Here is a 23,508-nt window from a genome sequence, read left to right on the forward strand (position 1 = left end):
TTCTGTATTTTTAATACAGATCTAACCGTTGATCAGTGATAACTGGAATATGCTCTCGAACATTTTTCACTTTCTCTAAGTCAACTTCAATAATATATATATCTTCTTCTTGAGACCCCTCCAACAGAATTTCACCTAATGGATCTATTACCATTGAATTTCCTGGAAAATGAGTTCCTTCACTTTCCCCGCAGCGATTCACAGCTATAACAAAACATTGATTTTCAATTGCTCTTGCAATTAATAAGCTTCTCCAATGATCTACTCGTGCTGTTGGCCATTGTGCAACATTAATTAACATTTGGGCGCCATCATTTACTAACTTTCGAGATAGCTGCGGAAAGCGCAAGTCGTAACATATCATAGTGCCTATTTTTATATCTTGATAAGAAAACAACCCAAACCGATTTCCTGCTTTTAAAAATTTGTCTTCATCCATCAAACGAAATAAGTGGATTTTATCGTACTCCAATACTTGTTCTCCTTGTCCATTGTAAACTAGCATAGTATTGGTTACTTCCTGTCTGTGGGATCGACAATTTAAAATGCTTCCACCAACAACCGTTACATTATGCTCTTTAGCAAATGAGGATAACAGTTCTTTTGTGAGTAGACCGTTTCTATCTCCTAACTCCTGTGCACGTTCTAAAGCATAGCCTGTATTCCACATTTCAGGCAGCACAACTATATCTGGCTTTTCTTTCATTGTCTTGGACATAAGCGTTTTAGCATGCTGATAGTTCCAATCTGGTTCACCAATTTTAACATCTAATTGAATCAGCGCAAGCTTCATACTCTTACCTCTTGTATAACAATCGAATAACAACTCTCAATCTTTCGGTTTAATACCGGATCACCAAGCTCATATTCAAATTTACTACCATATACAAATCCTTCTAACGTTGGAACTGTTCCTGAGAAAATGACTGTATTTGCAATATCTTTATAACCAAATTCCTCTAATTTATTGAGAAGATCATTAACGCTTAGCAGAGAAGTCAGGTCATGGTCTTGATATTTTCGTCGCCCCTGTTCATCTGTAATCCAAGAGCGTAAATATAGCTGATCCCAATGATTTTGAACGTCTTCTAAACGCCAAAACTTAGTCGCAAGAGGCTTAGGACAAGCTTCTTTTGAAAGTTGAATATCTTCAATTTCGAGAAATCGGTCCGTATGGTCACTTCCAAGGGTAATTAGCCATTCTGTTCCGTTATGAAATAAAACATATTCTGCTTCCCCCGACGTTTCTTTTCTTGCAACGTTAATTGCTTGTTCAAAAGACAGATTAGATAGTTGCATTGGATAAACAGCTGGTATAGTTGACGGCGGCGCGACACCAATTTCCGCCAACTCGTCAATGTGCTCCTGGACTTTTTTTAGATCTCTACCACCATAGCCAACAACAAGAACATCTTTTATATGAATGTCTTCCTCTTTTATTCCCTTTTCTACACTTTCCACATAAATGGCTACTTTTTTCATTTACTGACATCTCCTTCTTTATTTTTTAGGCTGGCGAGTACAGCTTCTCGAGTAAGATCAATATGATTAAGTACAGCTTTCTTTGCTTTGTCGACGTCTTTTTCTTTTAAACAATCAATAATAGCTGAATGTTCTTTTAACGTCTCTTCTATTCGATTAGGTAAGTAAGAAGCGCTAATTCCAAACCATCGCATTTGATCACTGACAGTTTGCACTAGATTAACTAATCTTCTATTTCCACTTAATTCTGCTAAAAAGATATGAAAGTCTTTATCTGTAGAAATAAATAGTTTATTTTCTTTTTGTAGTTTTACCTGCTGCTGATAAAGCTGTTCAATCATTGAAATTTGTTCCTCTGAGATTATCGGAATAAGTAGCTCTACTACCAACACCTCTAAACCACGTCTAATTTGGATGACTTCTTCTACATCTTTTACGGTAATACTGCTCACTAACGTTCCTTTTCTCGGAATTGATGTAACCCACCCTTCTAATTCTAAAAGTGGAATAGCTTCACGAATCGGTGTGCGGCTGATTCCTAATTCTTCACTTAATTTTCTTTCATACAAGACTTCTCCAGGAGCAATGGTATGATCGATAATAGCGTTTTTAATTCCTTCATACGCCTGCTGCTTTAGTGATAACGGCTGTGTTAATTTTGATAAACTCATAATTTTATCTCCTTTGATTCTTTTGGCATGTGGCATGCCAGTTACTTCTTATTTCTAGTATATACATGAGAGAATCTCTTTACAATATTTTTGTCAGAAAATTTAACAAACTTATTCCTGCCACAAAAAAGCGTACGTTAGTTAAACGCACGCTTCTTTTTTTATTCATTTACATTTGGATTCATCGGATTATCCATCCCTGTTTTATCTTGAATTTTTTTATAGATAAAATACGTGTAGACGGCAATTAAAATGGAGAATGCCCACGTAACGGCCTGACGGAATACAATCATGTTCCCGTACCCTTCTACTCCGTACTTTTGAATCAATACGTATTTTACGATTGCTAAAAATACATAGCGACCTGCGAACAGTACTGTAAGCCAGTTCATCATTTTGAATAAATCGGGCTGGTGGAAGAGTTTTAGAGAGTCTTCTCGCTTATAGCCCATTAAGTAAGCCGTATCTACAAAGAAGTACAAACCAATTGGCTTTTTTATCACAATGGTAAACAGAACAACTACAGCCAGTCCAATCATAAAGTATACTTGATTGTTTAACATCGTCGCTGCGTTCCCTGAAATTAAATCAATAATGGTACGTGCCAGCAGCGTAATGACAATAAACAATCCTGTTACGTTAAACTGGCGATCTTTAATAAATGTATAAATGGTATACACAAACGCTGGTGCTGTTGAAAGCAAAATGGCATAGTAATCACCAATAATGTCTTTTCCTTGATTCCATATTAGGTAAGGAATAGCGATATAAAAAAGTAAATCAAACCATACTCGTTTTGTATTGTTCATATATAACTCCTTTAAAAACGTTGTTCCTGCTATTATATGGGATACTACGCAAGAAAAAAAGGCTTTTACCTGGAATGTTATGAAATTTTAATCATTTATGTTTAGATCCAAAGCGACAGGGAAAACGATTTCTAGAAAGACTTCAAGAATTATAAACATCGAAACACTTGAGCAGCAATACATGTGCCACAAGTGAAAAATGCTGAAAGGATTGATTCATTATCGCACTTCACCTAACGTACACGTCAGAAATGGAAAAGGCCATGCAGCTTTCTCACGGCGTGGGGTATGCTGAATATAGCCGTAAACTAGACAAACGTCTACAGGTGGAAAAAGAACGGGAAAAAGATTATCAGGCTAGCAAAGATATACTTCGTGATATTAACCAGCATCGATAATAAAAAGCCGCTTGCTACTCTTGGTAGCAAGTGGCTTTTTATTTACAAATGAACCAAAATTATACATAATAAGGAAGTGCGTGTATCAAAGAAAGGAACTTACTTATTATGATGGAAAAATTACTGATTATTTGTGTATTTGTAGGAATTATTCACATGATTGAAACACTAGCCTACTCTGTGAGACTTGCGGGCTTGAAAACTGGAAAACTAGTCGTGGCCCTATCTCTTTTTAATATTATTGTCATCGTTTCAAGAACAGCTAATATGGTGCAAGCTCCGCTGACCGGCAAATTAGGAGATGCGGTCCAGTCTAAAGAAGATTTGCCCCTTCTACTTCATCAGCTTCAAACTATCTTGCTCGCGGCTTCTATCGGGACAATCGCAGGTGCTCTTTTAATTCCTAGCTTTGTATCGATCTTCTCCCGCATGATTTCACACTTAGAAGTAGCGGGATCTGTACCCAAAATGATGAAAAACATTGCTTCCATACATACGCTGGAAAAAGCAAAAAAACACGTGAAGCGTCCTAGGTGGATTATGCTGTCTCAGCTGCGAATAGGCGGAGTGCCCAAGCGGTTGCTTCTTTTGAATTTAATGGCTACGACCATTTATACAGTAGGTGTTCTTTCCACTCTTTATGCTTCTACGCTCGAGCCTACCCTTTCTAAATCAATTCTGATGTCTTCTGGTCTTATTAACGGACTAGCGATGATTACCCTTGCTGTGTTTGTAGATCCGCAAGTAGCCATTTTAACTGAAAAGGTAATGAAAGGTGAATCTACTAAGCAATCTATGAATAAAATGGTTGGTACACTCGTCATCTCTCGTTTATGCGGGACAGTATGTGCCCAGATTCTCTTAGTCCCCGCTGCTCTTTATATTGCGTGGATTTGCAAATTAATTCCTTAGAAAAAAGACTTCGTTTCAGAAGTCTTTTTATACATATTCTACTTTTTTGTATCTATAAACAGCAGCAATTAAAAGAAGAAAGCAGCTCACTAATGTAACAACTACGGTATTGGTGACACTTTGTGACCAGTGCAATTGTTCAAGTATACGACCGGCGTATTGTGACAGCGCTACAGGACTCCACTTTAATTGATTCGTAAACAAAGTACTCAAAAATGAAAGTGACGCAATGATCAATATGCTTACTCCAGCAATTCCTCCGCTTTGTAAAAGAAAGGTTCCAGCTGCCACTAAAACGGACAGAATAAAAATCAGCCACAGACTGTATAAAAGAAAGCTAACTAGCATATGAGTCCAATCCACATGTGAAAATAAAAGATTTGTATAATACCACGCTGCTATATAGCTTATAAACGTTGAGCCAATGACCAGTACGATTTGCGCAGCCCATTTACTGATAATGTATTGAATGACGCTCACCGGTCTCATCATAACAAGTACAGCCGCATGATTTTGTCGTTCATTTGAAATCATATTCATGCTTGCTAGTACAATCAATAAGATTCCTATTGTGCTATATTGTGAAAGGACACCTTGCAATACTTCTTGACCGGTGGGCGTAGGAAGTTGAATAATGGCTCCTTTTGGTAAATTTCCTGCCATGTCAATGATTTGTGGCATATAATAATTCGTTAAAGGCTGTGTGATGCCTAGCAAAATTAGAGAGACAGGCAGCCAAATTCCTTTGCCGTTCGCAAATAATTCATGCAGTTCCTTTTTAAATAAGACTCCAAATGTGTTCATTTGTTCATCACCTCTAGATACACATCTTCGAGAGAATGCTGTTTTCGTTCAAATAAAACAAGATTTGCTTGTTGATCAACAAGCAGTTGAAGCAGTTGCTGCTGCTGAGATGTATCTTTTACACCTACAGTGGCTTTATATGGCGAATGAAACAACAGCTGTTCACTTGGCAGACTGCTAAGAGATGCAGGGAGCCTTTCTTCTGTTTCAATCGTAAAAGTAGGAGACGTAAACTCTTGGCGCAGCGAACTCTTTGTTCCATTCCATTTCATACGTCCGTTTTTAATCATGATAATGTTATCGCATATTTGTTCTGCATCATGCAAAATATGGGTTGAAAATAGAATGGATGTATCCTTCTTTAATGCTTCGATAATCATTAGGACATCTTTCCTGCCTTCAGGATCCAAAGCCGAAACGGGTTCATCTAAAATTAGCAGTTCAGGTTTATGCAACAAGGCTTGCGCTAAGCCCAAACGTTGTTTCATTCCTCCAGAAAAGCCAGCAATTTTCTGCTTTTCCTTTCCTTTTAAACCTACAGTTTCAAGTACTTCATCTATTCGTTGGGAAAGCACATTCTTTGAAATATTAGATAAAAGACCTAAAAAAGTTAAATACTGCTGAGGCGTCATCCAATTAAAAAACGTAGGATGCTGTGGCAGAAAGCCAACAAATGACCGTACGTCTTGATGTTGTTTATCTTCAAAAGAAATTTTCCCTTTATTAGGTGCCGTAAGACCTGCAATCATATGCAGAGTAGTTGTCTTACCTGCACCATTAGGCCCTAACAATGCTACACATTTTCCTTTATCGAGATTAAATGAAAGGTTATCTACAACGGTTATATTGCGGTACGTTTTTGTCAGTCCTTCTACTTGCATAAACATCTTCGTTCCACCTCACTGTTTTTTACGTCCTAAAACAAAATATAAAACGGGACCGACTGTACTTACACATAAAATGATGAGTCCCCATAACCATTTTGGTCCGTTTGTCTCTTCTTGCTTTATGCAGCTTATCAATGCTGGAATCATTAAAAATAATTGTAATAATAGAATTGGAGCAATTAACAACCAGTTAATTTCATTCATTTATATCCCCCTTTTTTTTCGTGCTGGAAGCCAAATAATAAAAAACCAATAAAAAAGCGTTGGCATTGGAATTTGAATCAGTCCCCATATTCCCCAAAACCATGGATGGGCGCCGCGTTTTTTTGCATTGATAAAAAGGAGAAAGCTTTGAAGAAGAAGAAATGGCGAAATAAACAGAACCAAAATCCATTTTTCATTCATTATAAAAACATCTCCTTTTTTCGTTTATAGTGAAAAACGATAAAAGAAATAGGAGCAACAATGATCCCGATCACTTCAATGGCGATAAATAAGGCAGGTATTTGTAAAATAGCCGTCGCCATTACTGTTAAAATAACAAGTGCTGTTAATGTAAATAAGCATAACTCTTTCCGGAAAGCTTTTTTCTGCTTTTGTTTTTCAATAAGAAGTTGCTCTTTAATTACATGAAGAGAAATATGTTCATGACTTGCTAAACTCTCTAGCTGCTCCCAATCTTTTTTTAAAGAATGCAAGGGCTGATTGTCATTTTCTTCTCTCATTCTTTCCACTCCTTTCTCAGTATGTTTACTCCTTTATTTACTCTTGATTTGACCGTTCCTGCTCGCATATTCAGCATATGGGCAATCTCATCGTATGTGTATCCGTAATAATGTCGAAGCAAGACAGGAATTCGAAAGCGCGAATCGAGTTCATTAAAATCGGAAAACATCTCGCTCCATTCCACTCCTTTGTATTTAGCTTTCCACTGAAGCTGGTGCGATAAAGACTGCTTTATTCGCTGAAGACTGCTTTTTTCACGTTTTTGCTTACGCAAATAATCCATGTACAGTCTTGAAGCAATGGATATCATCCAAGTCGAAAACTTTGCTTCATTTTTGTATGAAGAAAGATTCACGTAACACTTCATCATTGCTTCCTGACACAATTCACTGCATAAGTCCTCATCTAATGTCAGCTTTAAAAGGTATTTATATAAAAATGAATGATAGCGCTGAAATAATAATGAAAAGGCATCATCATCACCTTGTAATGCTTTTTGGACAAGGATGAAATCATCTTGTTCCAAAGCGGTCACCCCTCCTTTTTGTTTCATCACCTATATGACGCTTTAGCAATTGAAATCGTTCATTTTTTATATAAAAAAAACGCCCCGCAGGACGTTTTTATTTAGTACGAAGCATTTTTAATCCTTCTTCATCTTCTTCTAATGAATAGACTTCATCGTTTTTAGCGAATAAAACACCGTGGAAGATTTGAAGATCATCATCACAGGCCTCGCAAAATTCCTTTTCGCCTTCGTTCCAAAAGCTAAAGAGCGCTAGTTCATCACTTCGCACGCTTGCATATTTTTGATGAAATTCATAAATCATCATCGCGTAGTAGCGAAGCGCTTCTTCTTTTTTTTCAAATTCAATGGTTTCAATAATATCTTTTTCCCAGCCTTCTAAAAACAGCCAAGGTTCACAATCACTTTTTATTTTATGAACTCTCCATTTATCTGTCATGATTGAACATCTCCTTACTTACAGCTTACTTCTAAAAATTCTCTTTTCCTTATTATTCAGCAAAAATAACTTTGAATCAAGTAAAACGGAAAAAAACGCCTATTTTCAGGAAATAGACGCCAACAAGGTAGCTTAATTCGAACATCTTTTTTATATTAATAATAGCTCCTTAAACTATAAGGAACTAAACTGCCCGTATAGTACTGGGTAACAGGAGGGAAAACGCCGGCTGAAGGCGTAATTTTCCCCCACCAAGATGGTTTTTTGCCCCACCAGTTATCCATCGCTCCATCAGGTGACACGACAAATCCAATCGGACGTGCAAAAGAAGGTATAAAATACGGATAAAACGAATACTGAAAAGGCGTGTAGAAAGAAGAGTAAAACATCTCTCCTTATCCGTTTCCGAAGCCGTTTTGATCAGAACCATCCGGATCGAGCGTATTTGTATTAGAAAGTCCTGAATTTGTATTTACACAAATTCCTGTATTTGAAGACCCTGAACCTTGTGCGGTTTTACTGTTACTTTTTGGAGAAACATAGTACGTGTCGCCAAACGTAACGACTCCTCCTGTAACGTTTGGAATCACTACATGATTAATAACAATCGGCATTATCCTCACCCTTTTTATTTTCATCGTGATGTAATATATGAATGATTTATCAAAAGGGTTATAAATTAATGGATATAAATAAAAAATCCCCCTGCAGAATGGGGTATTTTTACGCTTTTACCTCTTTTTTAGAATGACTTAATTCATCTCGAAGAATATCAAAATCTCGTTCTGCTACTTCTTCAATTTTTGTATATAACTCATTCTCTGTTAAAAGTCCTTTTTCTTCAAGTATTTCGACAAGAGCCTTAAACTTTATTCTAGATAAAAGCATTTCGTTTACCGTGCTCTCTGTTGGCTGTTCATTTTTCACTTGTTCTTTTGTTTTAACAGGTTCTTGCTGCAGCTTCACTCTGAAAACAATATTTGTATGCTCTGTAATTTCAGGTGACTGATAAAATGTGCTATGCGAAATGTTTTTTAGTGTTAGCGTTTCTTTTGTCTCCATATTTGTTACTTCAAAGTACGGATCCTCAAAAAATGCATCATATTTATCATAAGCTGCTTTGCCTACAACCGAAAAAGAAAAGTTTAGCCTTTTCAGCTTTTCACCTGTATTCGCATCAGTAATCATTTTTTCTTCAAACATATCAACGTGAAAATTTACGTTATTAATCATTAGTTGTGTCAATTCAATCGCCTCCTTCTTTATTAATACGACATGGAGTGACAAGTTCCCTGTTTTTTATATAAAAAAACATCTCCCAAAAATGGAGATGTTTTTCAAGGAGCTAGAAAAACGCTCTTTTTTCGACTTACAATTCTTCTTCGGCTTTGTCATATTTACGTTCATGCGCCGTATCTTCTTCGTTATCACGAATGGTTTTTTGAAGCACAAAAGCGGACATCGTTAAGTATAAAGTTCCAACAGCATAATAACCTTTAACCGGTAATGATGCATCTAAGGTATAAATTCCTATAAACATAGCTAATAGTGCTGTAATGAAAGCTGTCCATGCTAAAAATGTAAAAGCTGCTGTATTACGCTTTTTCATCGTATGACCTCCTCTTTTCCTTTTTCTGTTAAGCGTCGCTTTCATTTTACATTGTAAAATAATTGTTGTCATGGGTATTTATAGTCAGTTACCCTTTTAATCAGAACAAGAAACGGAAGAATTTAGGTCTTACATCCTATTTTTATCTCAGAGCTTTTTCGCGAAGTGATTGTATATAGAAATTCTATTTAAAAGTACGTTCATTCGTTCTCATTGAGAAGTAGAAGACATTGTTTGTAAAGTTCAGTTAATCATTTCTATTACAACAAAAAAATCATCGCCGAGACGATGATTTTTTGTTTAGCCTTCAAAGTATTCTTTATAAAAGCCGCCGACTTGGCCAGTGTTATCAACAACAAAATAAAATTCTTCTGTTTCGTTTTTTACATCATATGTTTTTCCTGCTGTTAAAACATTTTCAACCACGAATTTTTTTGCATCTGTATGTATGCATTTTACTTGTTTAATTGTTGGACGATCGTTCCATTCTAAATGAATCATGTATGTACACTCCTTTGTTTTCATTCAAGATTCATTTTATCTTACTTGAAGTAAAAAAGAAACGGAGCGAATTTAAAAATTAAAAAATTCGCTCATGCACTTTTTTTTTGGCAACTGTTGCTTGTACAAACTGTGCCGTTTGTGCAACAATTGTGTCTTTATCAAAATCCATCGACGCAACATGGTAAGAGTTTCGAAGCATGTGCTGTCTTTTTTCTGCTGATTGAATATGGTTTAAGATATAAGCTGAATTCTCAGGCGGTACTACGTTATCAACGGTTGATGTTAGTACTAAAGCCGGGCACGTTACATAAGGTAAGCGTTCTTTTGTTTCGTCCATTAAAGAAAGCAGCTCACGCATAGAGCGCACTGGTACTTTGTCGTACGTAATTTCATGTACGTTTGGATCCTTAATATCAGGATGATCTTCTTTTAAATAACGAGGCGTATGACGAGAGCGGTAAGGCTCCATTGAAGGAATGGACGTCATAGCCGGATTGATTGCAATAACTCCGTCAAGATCTAATCCTTGGCTTGCTGTATGAAAGGTGAGAGTGCCTCCCATGGACTGACCCAAGATAAATACATGACGGCATTCTTGCTTCAAACGCTGATACCCATTTAAAAAGTCTTGCTTCCATTCCTCGTACGTTGTTTGTTCAATATCATAGTAGTGAGTACCATGTCCCGTTAGTCGCAAACCGTACACAGTAAAACCTTTTTCAGCTAATTCTTTTCCGATATATTCCATACTTTGAGGAGTCCCCATAAATCCGTGAGAAACAAGTATACCAATGTCGTTGCCTTTATAATAAAAAGATTCTGCGCCTTGAATTACGTCATAACGTTCCATTTTCTTCACCCTTTATCACAAATTTTCTGACTAAATGAACTATCTTTATAATACACCTATAATTCCTATAAGTCAACTGGGGTATTTATTTTTTTACGATTCAAAAAGAACGAAGCAAGAATTATCTCTTGCTTCGTTCTTTTTGAATATGTGGAAATACTAGCTCAGCAAACGTATACGCTTCTTCTAGATGCGGGTAGCCTGATAAAATAAACGTATCAATTCCTAGCTCTTTGTATTCTTTTAAACGATCCGCTACAATTTCAGGACTTCCAACAAGAGCGGTTCCAGCTCCTTCTCGTGCTAAGCCAATTCCAGCCCATAGATTCGGAGCAATCTCCAGTGCACTTCGATCTTTTGTGCCGCTGTGCAAACTTGACTGTGTTTTTTGGGCAGTGGAGTCAAATGAGGCAAACTTATCTTGAAACGCTTTGATCGTATCATCATTAACATGTTTAATTAATTTATCTGCAGATTCCCACGCTTCGTCTTCCGATTCTCTTACAATAACGTGGAGGCGAATACCAAAACGAATGTCCCTACCTTCGTTTGCAGCTTTTTCTTTCATCTCATCAATTTTTGTTTTAATCACTGCGGGCGGCTCTCCCCATAACAAATATACATCTGCATGCTTTGCTCCTACTTCTTTTCCTGCTGGAGAAGATCCGCCAAAGTACAGCGGAGGATACGGTTTTTGGACAGGAGGCGATGGAATGTACGCGCCTGTTACATCAACATGTTCTCCTTTATAATTCACTTTTTTTCCTGCCATTACATCTCGCCAAATCGTTAAAAATTCATCTGTTAACTCATAGCGTTTATCATGACTTAAATAGTTACCGTACGTTGCTTGCTCCACAGGATCTCCTCCCGTCACAATATTTAACATAAGTCGGCCGTTTGACATTTGATCGAATGTCGAAGCCATCCGTGCTGAAAGTGTGGGAGACATGACACCTGGGCGAAGTGCAATTAAAAACTTCAGTCGATTCGTAACGGAAGCAAGTGCCGATGCAATCACCCATGAATCTTCACAATTTGAACCAGTAGGCAATAAAGCGCCGTCATATCCTAGATAATCCAGCCCGTGTGCGATTTGCTTTAAGTAGTGAATGTCGCTTGTTCTGCTTCCTTCGGTTGTGCCTAGATAATGTCCGTCGCCTGCTGTAGGGAAAAACCATAAGATGTTCATTTCCATTTCCTCCTAAATATTCTCGTATTCTATATAAAGCGTTTTCATATTGTTTGTTCAATTCTTGTCCGCTAATTACAGAGATGCATTTTTATATTAGCGTATGTAATACAACTCTTTTTATTTATTAAATTAGTAAAATCATAATACCTCTTTAACCTATATGTCAAGTGTGAATTGAAATAAAAAAAACAAGAATTAAAAGTAATTCTTGTTCGCTTTATTTCCTCATACGTGAGGCCATTGCATTAGCAAGGGTTGATTTTGTTGATATATTTTCAAACGATAAACCTAAATGAGAAGCGGTAATCGCGATTTCAGGACGTACCCCAGAGATCGTTGATTCTACACCTATTAATTTTAATGCATCAATCAGCTGGAAAATCTGATGAGCAACCATCGTATCAACAATAACCACTCCTGAAATATCAATATAAAGGTGATTCACTTGCTGTTCAGCGCAGCGAGTTAGCGTATTTTCTAAAATTCGGCGCGCTCTTGCTGTGTCGATATCCCCAACAAGCGGAAGAATCGCAATATGATCGCTCAATGGAATAACTGGGGAACTCAGCTCATTAATCAGCTCCTTGTGTGCTTCAAGCAACCGCCTTGAATGCTGATGGTGCTCTTCAACAAATTTATAAACGGTGATATCAAACACGCGTACAATCAATTCGTTCCATTCGTCTAGTTCTTCTTGCGTAATATCTTGGTCATACTCTTCTACAAATTGATTTAAATACGTTAAATACTGTTTTCTAACTCGGAAAAATTCTCGAATAATATAATGAATAGGCGTTCTTACATGCTCTCCGTCTTCCGCAATCTTTAAAATCCACGTTTCAAATGAATCAAAAAATTCTTTTTCACTTTTTATAAATACATCGGCTATGTATAAATGAAATTCATTATTTTGACCTTTTAATACTGAAATGACTTCCGGATGAGTAGATGCATAAACCGATTCTGGGTCATTGTCTTCAATGCTTTCATACCATTCTTCCGTCAGTTGATCTGCATGTTTTAAGAAAAACATTCGAAGTGCTTCATTTTTATTCAAAACGATTCCCCTTTCCATACCAGCTACTACTATCATTATAATTCAACTTTTTCCCCCTTACTAGTTTTATAAAAAGAGAAGAAAGAAAATTTTTTAAAAAAATACGTGTAGTTTATGATTTTATGCTACATTGAAAATGGCTATAAAAACACGAAGGAGTTTTCAAATGATACGAACGTTAGCTCTTACGAACGATGACAAACTTGTGAAACATATACAATTAGATCAGATTCACGACCCTTCTATTCAGTACTATTGGATTGACTTTAACTGCCCTTCTGAAGAAGAAGCGCTGCTGCTTCAATCATCCTTCCACTTTCATCCGTTAGCGATTGAAGATTGCTTTCATTTTCTGCAGCGTCCAAAACTCGATTATTATGAAGGATACAGTTTTTTTGTCCTTCATTCGTTAAATCGTCAAACGTTAGAAGCTGAAGAAGTTGACCTTTTTATCGGCGAAAATTATATGGTTACTTTTCATTTTCACCCGTCAGCTGCAATTGATAAAGTATGGGAAAAGCTGCTTCATACACCTTCGATTTAAGAAAAAGGGATAAGCTATCTTGCGTATTCTGTGATGGATAAAGTGGTAGATGAATATTTCCCCACTGTATACCAGATTGAAGATGAGCTGAATGATATAGAAAACATAGATGCAAAGAAATCCATTTCTGTTTTAATGGAAGATGTATTCAAACTTCGAAGTGATTTGCTAAAAATCAGAAGAACCATTTTGCCTATGCGCGATTTATTGTACCGTGTTATAAATTCTGAACGCCTAGATGTTCATCCTGAACAAAAAAGGTATTTTAAAGATGTCTATGACCACTTATTAAAATTAGCCGATATGATTGAATCAAATCGGGAAATGACGTCTGATATGCGTGATAATTATCTTTCTCTTAATTCAAACCGGATGAATTCAATCATGATGACACTGACTGTTATTTCATCTATCTTTATTCCCCTTACATTTATCGTTGGCGTATACGGAATGAATTTTGAAAATATGCCTGAGCTAAAGTGGCACTATGGCTATTTCTTTGTGCTTGGCTTCATGGGAGTGATAACGCTTGGTTTAATTTTATGGTTCAAGCGAAAAGGCTGGTTTAATGCTGATAAAGAGTAGAGACATTGAATCAATCCCACTTAAAGATAAATGAGATAGCATGAATCGCTTGAGACACCGCTGTTGGTTTCCGCGCAAGACTTCGCTTTCTGCGGGGGGCGTGAGCCTCCTCGTCGCTTACACTCCTGCGGGGCCTCACCTGTTCAGCTTTTCCTGCAGGAGTCTTCGCCTTGCCCTCCAATCAACCGCTAGAAATCCTACATACATGAAGCCTACGTTCATCCTACCAATGAAAAAATTCGAAAGGTTTCGATTCCTATCAAGAATATGGATTCATTGTTCGGATCTTCCTTCAACGAAAATATGTTTGTCTCAACCGCCTTTCTATGTGATGATAACTAGTTATTTCCCGAAAATATCCATAAAATAACGTGCTTACGTTTCCCTTTTCTAAAAAATTTCATAAGATAGTGAAAATAATGCTCAGAAAGGAGGCTGACGTAGTGGATACTAAAGGCGAACACTTGCTAATGGATGCGTTCGAATGCGATGAAGTGATATTAAACGACCCCTCACTTTTAAGGAGAATTCTTGTTGAAGCTGCACTAGATGCAGAGATGGAAGTTTTGCACTGTTACTTTCACCAGTTTACGCCCCAAGGCATTACAGGCATTCTCGTATTAGCTACCTCTCACTTGTCTATTCATACGTGGCCGGAGGAAAACTACGCTTCATTAGATTTTTATACGTGCGGAGACAAAGAAATAATTGAAATTGGTTATGCGTTGCTGAAGCAATTAGCTTCAAAAAAAGCTGTTGTGTATTCGATTTCTCGCGGAATTCAACACGCCGAAACTCCAACAAAAAATCGTCAGCATGCTGAAAGCACCCGTCTTCTCAATGGTGGAGATGACTCAGATCACGTTAGTCTACAGCAGATCTTATCAGGCCAGCATGACATTTTGTTTCATCAGAAAAACAGTATTCAAGATATTCAGCTGATTAAAGCATCTGATATTCGAATGTATTTGGATGAACAGCTGCAATTTAGCTCATTGGATGAACATGCGTATCATGAAGCTCTTGTACACCCTATATTTGCAGCTTCCTTAAGTCCTCGCCGCATTCTTATTCTAGGCGGAGGAGATGGTTTAGCTTTGCGAGAAGTTCTTAAATATAAAGAAGTTAAAGAAATAGACCTTGTGGAAATAGATGCTGACGTGGTAAATGCTGCGATGAATGTAGAAGAATTAAAGAAGTTAAATCAACGCTCATTCGAAGATTCTCGTGTCACCGTTCATATTCAAGATGCTGTTGACTACCTCTCTTTGAATTCAGCGTGTTATGATATTATCATTATCGACTTTCCTGATCCTACTAACAAAAACATAAGTGCTCTTTATACAAAAGAATTTTACGCACTTCTCCAACGTTCACTATCGCGCAGCGGCTTGGTCGTATGTCAGTCAAATTCTCCTAGAGACACACCTATCGTTTTTTGGAGCATTAATAAGACGATGAAAGCTTCTCAGTTTTATACGTTGAGCTACCACACCATTATTCCCTCTTTCGGAGATTGGGGTTTTCACATCGGCTCGAAAACACCTTTGTCTGCCCCGGTACTCTCTACTGATGTTTCATCTACTACGCTGCCATCAGACTTTACTAAGCTAATGCGTTTTTCTCCCCATTCGCTTTCTAAAAAACAGTTTGCAGTTGTGAACTCTGCTGAGCACTTGGTTCTGCATAAAATATTTAAAAAAGAAGGCTTATATTTGTAAAAAAGAAAGCTTGGCTTATACATTCCTTTTCTTTTGACATACTAAAACAGTCTCGTCACCACTGTGCAACAGAAAGGATTGTTATGAGAAAAATTTCGGTTTTTGTTATCTTAGTGCTAACTGTTATTTTCCCTTCCCCCGCTTTTAGCCAAGTGAAAGTGCCTGTCCTGATTTACCATTCTATTGATGCCTACACAGGCCACGGGGAAAAAGAACTGTATGTGACGCCTGAAAATTTTGAGAAACAGCTTCTTTATCTTAAAAAGCAAGGATATACGCCGCTAACATTTGAAAAATGGCAGGAACTAAAGCGTGTGAAAAAACCTATATTTATTACATTTGACGATGGATATAAAAATAATCTTACTATCTTGCCTATTTTCCAAAGAGCAGCCAGCCCTCAGTTTCATCCAGCGGCTACAATTTTTGTGATTTCAGACTTTATCGGCCGTCCCAACCGTTTGTCGCCAGCCGATTTAAAAAAATTTATTGATTCAGGATTTTTTTCTATTCAGTCTCATACCGCTACTCATCCGGACTTAACTAAGACGAAAAATTTATCCTATGAGCTAGCTGATTCAAAACGAAAAATTGAAGCCATTACGAGCAGGCCAGTTATTGCTGTTGCTTACCCCTATGGAAAGGTCAATAGCCGCGTAGTCGACGAAACAAAAAAGAATTATACATTTGGTCTTTCAACGATTCCAAATTTTTTTACTGAAAGCGGACAAAAGAATGAAAACTATCTTATTCCTCGTCTGTACGTCACGTATTCTACAACGATTGAAGATTTTGCTAAGCTATTAAAAGAAAGCTAAAAACCCTTTCCTTAAAAGGAAAGGGTTTTTAGAATTTTGTTATTTCTAGCCCTCGCTCTTGCTGCCATTCAGCATAAAAAACTTCGTTGTATTCCTTTATTTTTTTGATTGCCAGCTGTTTTTTTAACCACTTTTCATCTACGTTAGCTTCTTTTAAATTGCCAGGCACTACTTTTCCATCCATAATTAAAGCAATGGGTAAATTGGTTTGAGAATAAGGGATGTTTAAATCATTTTTCGTCGGAGGGCCGAATTCATGTTTAGGAGCGACGCTCACCTCTCCATTCGTTTCTAAAATGACGTATTCTGCTTCATACAGTGAAAAATACCCTTGCTGTCTCATTAGATGCTGAAGTTGATTCAAATCCAAGTTGTTTTTCTTAAGCTCTTTATAAAGGATTTTCCCTTTATAAATAATCATTGAAGGCTTGCCTTCAAGAATTCCCCTAAATCCTGTAAAGGTTTGAGATAGCTTTGTCACTGCGTAAATTAGAAGCCCCCAAATCAAAACGCTATAAAGAATTTCAGTTAACTCTACTCCTTTTTCAAGAGCTGCATCCCCCACAATATTTCCCAGGACAAGCGTTGTAATAAAGTCAAACGGAGTGATTTGAGCAAACTGCGTCTTACCTAAAAGCTTCAGCATAATAAATAGCGCTAAAAATCCACATATCAGTTCAATCGCAATATCTTTATACATTGATACCCTTCCTCTATAGCAAGCATGTTATAGTATCAGTTTGTATCATATGTGAGAGTGATAAACCTGACTTTTGATTTTTCTTCGTTCTCCAGTTATAGAACTTTTGATTAAGCTTTTTTCTTACTTGCATAGGTTTCTAACGTTGCATATTGATTAAAAATGGATGCGGCTGCTTTTTTCCCTACATATCTAAGGTGCCATGGTTCGTATTTATAGCCGGTAACCTGCTCTTCACCTTCAGGATATCGAATAATGAATCCGTATTGATACGCATTTTTTGAAAGCCAATGAGCTTCTGGTGTATCAGCGAAGCAGTCTGCTGCAGCACACATTCCGCTTCCTCCCGTGACATCGATTGCTAGTCCCGTTTCGTGTTCACTTGTTCCAGGATAGGCGCTATAGGTTAGTGCTTGTTCTTCACCGTCTCGCTTTGCATAAAATGCAAAAAGCTCTTTTTGACGCTCGTGAGATCGATAACCGGATACACCAAGTAAGCTGATTCCCTCTTTTTCAGCATCTCGGAAAAGTTCTTCAAGTGCTTGGGCTGAAGGCTTTCTAAGCATTCTTTTTTCTATTTTTTCGCTAAAGATAAATGGAACGTCAGCATAGACCAAATCAGAAGGCTGATAGGAGTCAGGAAGCTGATGCTTTTTATTGACTAAAGCCGTAAACGATTCTGGATTCGCTATGACCACTGTTTCGTCTACGTTAGGTTTCGTTAAAGGTGAAGAAGCTGGTGAGCTTTCTATTTTTTGAGCCTGTCCATGTTTTGTAAATTCTCTGGCGGTATTTGATGAAGAATTGTTTGTTCCGCATCCCGCTATCATCAGCGTAAAAGCTAAAGAACAAATAACTAAAAAGTATTTCATGATGTCTTACTCCTTTCAAACGGCTTTTGATGCGCTACAAAAGCCTATAAAGAAAGGATAAAATATAAATGTTTCTGTCTGTTATTCAGTTGTTTCAAACTTGTAAACACTCTAAAAAAAATTAAGGTGTGAAAAAATATAAATAGACTGCCTAAGCCTAAGCAGTCTATTTCAAAAAGATAATATACGTATGAACTTGATTTTGCGTAAAGCTCGATGCAACTAGTTTATTTCCTGATTGACTCCAAGCAAGCTGATCAGCAGCATAGTCTAAATTTACGTTTAAGTGTGTAACATCTCCTGTTAATCCATCTGCTATGAATATCCCTTTATCTCCCTTTTTTTCAGAAATAAAGTTATAAGCTAATTTCGAACCGTCGGGAGACCAGCTTACGCCAAAAATTTGAGTGGACAGAGCAAGCTGAAAGGCCTCTGATCCTTTTAAATCTGTGATAGACAACGTTCTCGTTTGGGCATCTTTTTGCTGAACGAGCGCTAATTGTTTTCCGTTTGGAGACGGGATAATAGAAACCACATTATCTCGGATTTTTTCAGGGTCCGTCTGTTCGTTATGAAGAAAAAACAGCTGGTTGTTTACACCAATATAATAAATGCCACCTATTCCTTTAACTGCATCTAAGATTCGATCGTCTCTGTGCAACAGAGGTTCTGCTTCTCCTTTTACATTTGCTTTAGAAAGCTTTCCTTCCATTGTAATAAACATTACTTCTGAATTATTAAGCCACTCTCCGCTTGATGGATAGAGCAGAACATTCTTTATTTTAACTGTTTTTTTTGTTTGAAGGTTCATCATATAACCAAATGTATCTTCGCCTTTTGCTACTTTATAAAAAAGATATTCACCGTTCGGAGAAAGCTTCGCCGCATGTTGAATTTCATTGCTTGGATGCAACACAAAAGTAGACTTGTTTTTTAGATTATAAGTAGCTAGATTCTGTGCATATACTTCTTTGGGACCGAAATCGTGCGAACGAAATTGTTTATTTTCTTTACTAACAATCATTGTGTTTTCGTTTAAAAATTGAAACGCCCTTACGCCGTTAATATCCTGAACGTCTTTCACTTCTATTTTTCCATCTTTATCTACTTGGTCCAATACAGTAATTTTCTTGTCGGGTTTTTCAACGGTTTCTCTATGGCTTTCTTCTTGTCCGCACGATGTTAAAATAAGAAAAGTGCTTGCTATACATATCATTAATCTATACCGTTTCAATAACGGTTCACTCCTTTTAGCTAACTCATTTCTCTGTTTTCAAAGGAAACGACACTTTGAAAATCGTCCATTTAGAATCAGAATGATGCAGCTTGATAACGCCTTTTTGCTTTTCAGTTAAGTCTTTGGCTAATGCTAAGCCAAGGCCTGTACCTCCGGATAAACGCGACCGATCTTTATTTACGGTGAAAAATGGTTGAAATAATTTCTCTTCTGCTTCGGGTGGAATCCCTATTCCGGTGTTAGCTACATCCACAATAATAGAATTCTCTAAAGTGTAAGACGTTACTTCCACTTTTCCGCCTGGTTCATTATATTTAATAGCATTGTCAATTAAATTGATAAAAATGTGTATTAAGCTTTCACGATCAGCCCAAACAACTGCTTCTTTTATATTTGTATGAAGAGTCAAATCAAATTTAGCTGCTTTTCCTTTCATACGATCGCATATGTCTTCTATAAGCCGCTTCAATTCAACTTTCTCTGGCCGCTGCTCGAAATCATATTTCTCAAGCGCTGAAAGTTTTAAGATTTTATCTACCATTTCATGAAGGCGATTCGTTTCTTTACGAATATTTTGCACGCCGTCTTCCATAAGCTGAGGATCATCTCGATACATATCAAGTAAGTCAACATAAGCTTTGATCGATGTTAAAGGCGTCTTAAATTCGTGGCTGATGTTACCGATAAACTGCTTTTGCTGCTGTTCAAGAGACTGCAGTTTCGAAATAGCGAACTCAAGCTTTCTTTTTTCTTCATTCATTTGATCGATATTTTTTTCAATCGACGTACTCATAAAAAACAAGCCTTGACTGAGCTCCCCGAGTTCATCGCGCCGTTTGAACGGCAGGTCGGTTAAATAACGACCTTTTCGAATCTGCTGTGAAGTTTTTTGAAGGCTAGCAATAAGCGAAGCAATACGGTAAAAATAAGCGTAGCCAATTAAAAAAGCTGCTGCTGCTGCAATCGTTCCCCAAGTACGAAATAGGTGCCTAATGTCAGCTATAAACTGCTGATTATTTTTTAGGGAATGGTCAAAACGAATGGCGCCGATAAATTGATTATCGATTGACACAGGTGCAAAGTAAATAAGGGAAGAACCCGAGATTTGATAAGCTATTTTTCCTTTCAAAGCATAGCTAAGCGTGTCAGAAACATCCACATCTTTTTGGCCGATGGGAATAGAGCTTCCTTCTTCCTGTCCTTTTTGATTATATAGGACTGTTTGCATTCCGCTTTGTGATGCAATCGAAGAGGCAAGACGCTGTCCTTTTTGCTGAAGAAAAGAATCTGTATTCAAAGACGTGTCACCGGTTACATAACTTTGACGAATCGTCTGCTCGGCTGCTTTGCTTTTTTGAATAAGTTCACTTTCTAGCTGATCACGCTGATTTGTCTCAATTCCTTTTAACACAAGTACGCTCAGTACGGTTACTGTTAAAATAATTAAAAAAGCAAGAACGAGCCCCATCTTAGCTTTTAGGCTGATTTTCATTCATTGATCCCTGCTGTCGCTTTATATCCAACCCCATATACCGTTTGAAGCAAATAAGGCTCTGCTTCTCCTACTTTTTTTCGAAGGCGCTGCATGTGAATGTCTACCGTACGTGTACCGCCTGCATAATCCATCCCCCAGACAAGATCTAGTAAATCTTCTCGTGTGTATACTCTCTCTAAATTGGCAAGTAATAAAGCAATAAGATCAAACTCCTTTGGTGTAAGCTTAACTAACTCATTGGCAACATGTAACGTGCGCTGAATTAAGTTCACCTTCACTTTTCCCACCGTGATTTCTCCCACAGCTTCAGGAGCTTCATTTTTTTCCATTCGCCGAACAAGTGCTTTAGCTCTAGCTACAAGTTCTCTTACATCAAACGGCTTGGTCATGTAATCATCAGCGCCTAACTCTAAGCCTAGAACTTTATCGACGATATCATTTTTAACCGTTAACAAGATAATCCCCATTCCTCTTCGATTCTCAAGTTTTCGGCATACTTCATAGCCGGTTAATTTCGGCATCATCACATCTAATATCATCACGTCAGGTCGAAAGCTTTTTACTTTTTCAAGTGCTTCTTCACCGTCAGATGCTGTGTCTACAATATATCCTTCGCGCTTGAAAGCATAAGATACCGCTGTAGCAATACTTTTTTCATCATCAACTACTAAAATCCTTTTATTCAATGTATCACGTACTTTCATTTGATATTTCTCTTCGTCTATCTTATCAAACAGCTTTAGCAAAAACATCTCCAAGTTGTTTCGAAATTGTAAACAAAAATAAATAGATTGAGACATAACAAAATCAATTCAATCTAAAAACGAACAAATGGGGTCAATGAGCTTGACTGCTCGCTACACCGCTGTTGATTTCCGTGCAAGGCTTCGCTTTCCGCGGGCGGCCGCTGAGCCTCCTCGTCGCTTGCGCTCCTGCGGGGTCTCACCTATTCCGCTTTTCCCGCAGGAGTCTGCGCCTTGTACTCCAATCAACCGCTAGAGTAAACTAAATAGATGAAATCTACGTTTACCATGACTATAAAAAAATTCGAATAAAGTTGATTTTCCTTGAGAAATCTCGATTCATCGATCCAATTTTCTTTCAGCTAAAATCATGTTGTCTTAGCTTTTTATTAGCGTTATTATTCATTTGTAAAAGGCAGGATTTTATGAGTATTCAAATATTGATGAAGTAGATCTATACGCTGCTCGCTGCTAATAAAACCAATGTATCCATCCGGTCTAATAACGTATAGAGCATCTTTTTGAAGCCCTGCTTTCTTTAAGTAAGGGTTCCAAGAAAACTCGTGCAAGGAGAAGTCTTTTTCTTGCATGCTCTTTTTTAGCTTCTCTGCTGCTGTTCCATAGACATGTATTTGCCAGTTTATAGACTGTAAATATTCAAAATTCCCTTCTACATAAGGTAACCGATCACCACTTTGCACATTTGTTCCTTTCCCGCTGCTTAGGTCACTACTTCGATACTCAATGCGGATTTGAGATAAAATCGTAAATGCTTTGTGACGAGGATAAGGGAAACGAAATAAAAAGGATAGTACAGACGGAAAGATATGTTTTCTAAAAAATTGACTCGTTTTATCTCGTGCCACCATTCGCTTAAAAGCGCGATCAGTTGTATTTACAAGCAGCTCTGCAAAAGGCAACCTTTCTTCTTCGTATGTATCTAATATGGAAAGTGCCGCTTTGCGTTGAAGGACAGCTGCTAATTTCCATGAAAGGTTGATTGCATCTCCAATTCCTGTGTTCATTCCTTGTCCGCCTGCAGGACTATGAATATGGGCCGCATCTCCACTTAGAAAAATACGTCCCTGTCGGAAACGACTTGCTACTCTGTGATGGATATTGTATGTTGAGAACCAATTTATATTTTCAATCTCAGCACCAAATGTTTGTTGAAGAAAAGTTTGAATATTTTCAGCTTTTATATCGTTTTGATCCAAAAGAGCTGAAGGAATAATGCCGATCATTCGATACGTTCCTTTACTTCTAACAGGCATACAAATCAAAAATTCTTCATTGCTAAATGAAATACTGATTTTTTGATCCTTCATCACTTCACCAGAGCCGTGAACATCCATCACATAAAAATGCTGTTTATATTTTTCTCCTTTAAACTCTATATTCATTTGTTTACGAACTGTACTGTGTGCTCCGTCACATCCACAAATATACTTAAAATAAGCGGTTTCCTCTTGCTGGGCTTTTAATAAAGTTTTTATCCCTTCTCCGTGTTCAGCTAGAGATAGTAACTCCGTCTTCCATTCTACTTCAATCCCAAGATTTTTTAATTTTTCAAGCAGAAACCGCTCGTGGTCGTCCTGTGGAAATGTAAGAACAAAAGGAAAAGGACTTAATCCTTCTCCTAAAGATCCTAGATGAACTTTTGCTTTCATTTTATTCTTTACTCGGACGTATACATCTTCCATCTTAATCCCGCGGTCTATGACTTCATCTGCAAAACCGAACTGCTGATAAAATTCAAGGGTTCGTGGTAAAATAGCCATTGCCCGGGAGGCTTGCCCAGGCCCTTCGTTTCTATCAATAATTCGAAAAGAAATGTTATGTCTTGCTAAATTATAGGCCATCACAAGGCCAGTAGGTCCGGCACCAACGATTAGGATTTGTGGCTTCATCATTATCTCTCCTT

At 37.4% G+C, this 23,508-nt stretch carries 29 protein-coding genes and 1 pseudogene; 4 read left to right on the plus strand and 26 right to left on the minus strand.

What is annotated here, in order from left to right:
- Positions 1-10: 10 nt before the first annotated feature.
- From U9R83_RS14455 to U9R83_RS14470, 4 genes are all read right to left on the minus strand, one after another.
- Positions 11-793 carry a carbon-nitrogen family hydrolase gene (locus U9R83_RS14455; RefSeq protein ID WP_310876496.1) on the minus strand — a complete coding sequence of 261 codons (783 nt, stop codon included), beginning with the start codon at positions 791-793 and terminating at the stop codon, positions 11-13.
- Positions 790-1,482, minus strand: a complete 693-nt coding sequence (locus tag U9R83_RS14460) for a DUF2848 family protein (RefSeq protein WP_144632903.1) — start codon at positions 1,480-1,482, stop codon at positions 790-792. Before U9R83_RS14460 ends, U9R83_RS14455 begins: the two co-directional genes overlap by 4 nt.
- Positions 1,479-2,153 (minus strand): GntR family transcriptional regulator, encoded by a 675-nt coding sequence (locus tag U9R83_RS14465; protein WP_251466313.1) that lies wholly within the window; start codon positions 2,151-2,153, stop codon positions 1,479-1,481. Before U9R83_RS14465 ends, U9R83_RS14460 begins: the two co-directional genes overlap by 4 nt.
- Positions 2,154-2,314: 161 nt before the next feature.
- The gene (locus tag U9R83_RS14470) at positions 2,315-2,962 is read right to left on the minus strand and encodes a VC0807 family protein (protein WP_013057564.1); all 648 of its coding nucleotides are present in this window, start codon (positions 2,960-2,962) and stop codon (positions 2,315-2,317) included.
- Positions 2,963-3,468: 506 nt separating this feature from the next.
- Here U9R83_RS14470 and U9R83_RS14475 point away from each other — a divergent pair.
- Positions 3,469-4,272, plus strand: a complete 804-nt coding sequence (locus U9R83_RS14475) for a lipid II flippase Amj family protein (RefSeq protein WP_014459566.1) — start codon at positions 3,469-3,471, stop codon at positions 4,270-4,272.
- A gap of 27 nt (positions 4,273-4,299) precedes the next feature.
- Here the strand turns inward: U9R83_RS14475 and U9R83_RS14480 are convergent, their stop codons facing one another.
- The 15 genes from U9R83_RS14480 to U9R83_RS14550 all read right to left on the minus strand — a co-directional run bounded on the left by U9R83_RS14480 (position 4,300) and on the right by U9R83_RS14550 (position 12,887).
- Positions 4,300-5,076 (minus strand): ABC transporter permease, encoded by a 777-nt coding sequence (locus U9R83_RS14480; RefSeq protein ID WP_328575319.1) that lies wholly within the window; start codon positions 5,074-5,076, stop codon positions 4,300-4,302.
- Positions 5,073-5,963, minus strand: coding sequence for an ABC transporter ATP-binding protein (locus U9R83_RS14485; protein ID WP_115654215.1), 891 nt, complete (start codon positions 5,961-5,963; stop codon positions 5,073-5,075). The genes U9R83_RS14480 and U9R83_RS14485 overlap by 4 nt, the downstream gene beginning before the upstream one ends.
- A 12-nt stretch (positions 5,964-5,975) precedes the next feature.
- Positions 5,976-6,167, minus strand: coding sequence for a PLD nuclease N-terminal domain-containing protein (locus U9R83_RS14490; RefSeq protein ID WP_014459563.1), 192 nt, complete (start codon positions 6,165-6,167; stop codon positions 5,976-5,978).
- Complete coding sequence (locus tag U9R83_RS14495) at positions 6,168-6,368, minus strand: transcriptional regulator (protein ID WP_115654216.1); 201 nt, start codon at positions 6,366-6,368, stop codon at positions 6,168-6,170.
- Positions 6,368-6,688, minus strand: coding sequence for a YxlC family protein (locus U9R83_RS14500; RefSeq protein WP_115654217.1), 321 nt, complete (start codon positions 6,686-6,688; stop codon positions 6,368-6,370). The genes U9R83_RS14495 and U9R83_RS14500 overlap by 1 nt, the downstream gene beginning before the upstream one ends.
- Positions 6,685-7,215, minus strand: a complete 531-nt coding sequence (gene sigY / locus U9R83_RS14505; RefSeq protein ID WP_013057572.1) for an RNA polymerase sigma factor SigY — start codon at positions 7,213-7,215, stop codon at positions 6,685-6,687. Before sigY ends, U9R83_RS14500 begins: the two co-directional genes overlap by 4 nt.
- 97 nt (positions 7,216-7,312) lie before the next feature.
- Positions 7,313-7,654 (minus strand): DUF1033 family protein, encoded by a 342-nt coding sequence (locus tag U9R83_RS14510; protein WP_013057574.1) that lies wholly within the window; start codon positions 7,652-7,654, stop codon positions 7,313-7,315.
- Between the two features lie 155 nt (positions 7,655-7,809).
- On the minus strand, positions 7,810-8,043 hold the full coding sequence (locus U9R83_RS14515; RefSeq protein ID WP_115654219.1) for a hypothetical protein: 234 nt from the start codon (positions 8,041-8,043) through the stop codon (positions 7,810-7,812).
- 6 nt (positions 8,044-8,049) lie between these two features.
- Positions 8,050-8,268 carry a spore germination protein gene (locus tag U9R83_RS14520; protein ID WP_013083687.1) on the minus strand — a complete coding sequence of 73 codons (219 nt, stop codon included), beginning with the start codon at positions 8,266-8,268 and terminating at the stop codon, positions 8,050-8,052.
- Between the two features lie 109 nt (positions 8,269-8,377).
- Complete coding sequence (locus U9R83_RS14525; RefSeq protein WP_328575320.1) at positions 8,378-8,899, minus strand: hypothetical protein; 522 nt, start codon at positions 8,897-8,899, stop codon at positions 8,378-8,380.
- A 124-nt stretch (positions 8,900-9,023) separates the two neighbouring features.
- Positions 9,024-9,263 carry a YiaA/YiaB family inner membrane protein gene (locus tag U9R83_RS14530; RefSeq protein ID WP_013057577.1) on the minus strand — a complete coding sequence of 80 codons (240 nt, stop codon included), beginning with the start codon at positions 9,261-9,263 and terminating at the stop codon, positions 9,024-9,026.
- 300 nt (positions 9,264-9,563) lie between these two features.
- Positions 9,564-9,764, minus strand: coding sequence for a DUF6501 family protein (locus U9R83_RS14535; RefSeq protein ID WP_013057578.1), 201 nt, complete (start codon positions 9,762-9,764; stop codon positions 9,564-9,566).
- A 79-nt stretch (positions 9,765-9,843) separates the two neighbouring features.
- Positions 9,844-10,617: an alpha/beta hydrolase gene (locus tag U9R83_RS14540; protein ID WP_115654222.1), complete on the minus strand. Its 774-nt coding sequence runs from the start codon at positions 10,615-10,617 to the stop codon at positions 9,844-9,846.
- 121 nt (positions 10,618-10,738) lie between these two features.
- Complete coding sequence (gene ssuD / locus U9R83_RS14545; RefSeq protein WP_140451444.1) at positions 10,739-11,809, minus strand: FMNH2-dependent alkanesulfonate monooxygenase; 1,071 nt, start codon at positions 11,807-11,809, stop codon at positions 10,739-10,741.
- A 220-nt stretch (positions 11,810-12,029) separates the two neighbouring features.
- On the minus strand, positions 12,030-12,887 hold the full coding sequence (locus U9R83_RS14550; RefSeq protein ID WP_274596490.1) for an STAS domain-containing protein: 858 nt from the start codon (positions 12,885-12,887) through the stop codon (positions 12,030-12,032).
- Positions 12,888-13,035: 148 nt separating this feature from the next.
- Here U9R83_RS14550 and corA point away from each other — a divergent pair.
- From corA to U9R83_RS14565, 3 genes and pseudogenes are all read left to right on the plus strand, one after another.
- Positions 13,036-13,998, plus strand: a pseudogene (gene corA / locus U9R83_RS14555) (magnesium/cobalt transporter CorA).
- 443 nt (positions 13,999-14,441) lie between these two features.
- Positions 14,442-15,719, plus strand: a complete 1,278-nt coding sequence (locus U9R83_RS14560) for a polyamine aminopropyltransferase (RefSeq protein ID WP_014459551.1) — start codon at positions 14,442-14,444, stop codon at positions 15,717-15,719.
- A gap of 83 nt (positions 15,720-15,802) precedes the next feature.
- Positions 15,803-16,537, plus strand: a complete 735-nt coding sequence (locus U9R83_RS14565; protein ID WP_115654226.1) for a polysaccharide deacetylase family protein — start codon at positions 15,803-15,805, stop codon at positions 16,535-16,537.
- A 28-nt stretch (positions 16,538-16,565) separates the two neighbouring features.
- On the opposite strand, the gene U9R83_RS14570 is transcribed toward U9R83_RS14565, so the two are convergent.
- The 7 genes from U9R83_RS14570 to U9R83_RS14600 all read right to left on the minus strand — a co-directional run bounded on the left by U9R83_RS14570 (position 16,566) and on the right by U9R83_RS14600 (position 23,494).
- On the minus strand, positions 16,566-17,237 hold the full coding sequence (locus tag U9R83_RS14570; RefSeq protein WP_328575321.1) for a DUF421 domain-containing protein: 672 nt from the start codon (positions 17,235-17,237) through the stop codon (positions 16,566-16,568).
- A 110-nt stretch (positions 17,238-17,347) separates the two neighbouring features.
- Positions 17,348-18,109: a M15 family metallopeptidase gene (locus U9R83_RS14575; protein ID WP_243549449.1), complete on the minus strand. Its 762-nt coding sequence runs from the start codon at positions 18,107-18,109 to the stop codon at positions 17,348-17,350.
- Positions 18,110-18,275: 166 nt separating this feature from the next.
- The gene (locus U9R83_RS14580; RefSeq protein ID WP_115654227.1) at positions 18,276-19,343 is read right to left on the minus strand and encodes a TolB family protein; all 1,068 of its coding nucleotides are present in this window, start codon (positions 19,341-19,343) and stop codon (positions 18,276-18,278) included.
- A 25-nt stretch (positions 19,344-19,368) separates the two neighbouring features.
- Positions 19,369-20,838, minus strand: coding sequence for a sensor histidine kinase (locus U9R83_RS14585; protein ID WP_243549450.1), 1,470 nt, complete (start codon positions 20,836-20,838; stop codon positions 19,369-19,371).
- Positions 20,835-21,527 (minus strand): response regulator transcription factor, encoded by a 693-nt coding sequence (locus U9R83_RS14590; protein WP_025751271.1) that lies wholly within the window; start codon positions 21,525-21,527, stop codon positions 20,835-20,837. Before U9R83_RS14590 ends, U9R83_RS14585 begins: the two co-directional genes overlap by 4 nt.
- A 171-nt stretch (positions 21,528-21,698) precedes the next feature.
- Complete coding sequence (locus U9R83_RS14595; protein ID WP_258873831.1) at positions 21,699-21,833, minus strand: hypothetical protein; 135 nt, start codon at positions 21,831-21,833, stop codon at positions 21,699-21,701.
- Positions 21,834-21,982: 149 nt separating this feature from the next.
- The gene (locus U9R83_RS14600) at positions 21,983-23,494 is read right to left on the minus strand and encodes an FAD-dependent monooxygenase (RefSeq protein WP_328575322.1); all 1,512 of its coding nucleotides are present in this window, start codon (positions 23,492-23,494) and stop codon (positions 21,983-21,985) included.
- Positions 23,495-23,508: the final 14 nt, after the last annotated feature.

The sequence above is a fragment of the Priestia sp. LL-8 genome, assembly GCF_036227845.1.
Classification (GTDB): domain Bacteria; phylum Bacillota; class Bacilli; order Bacillales; family Bacillaceae_H; genus Priestia; species Priestia zanthoxyli.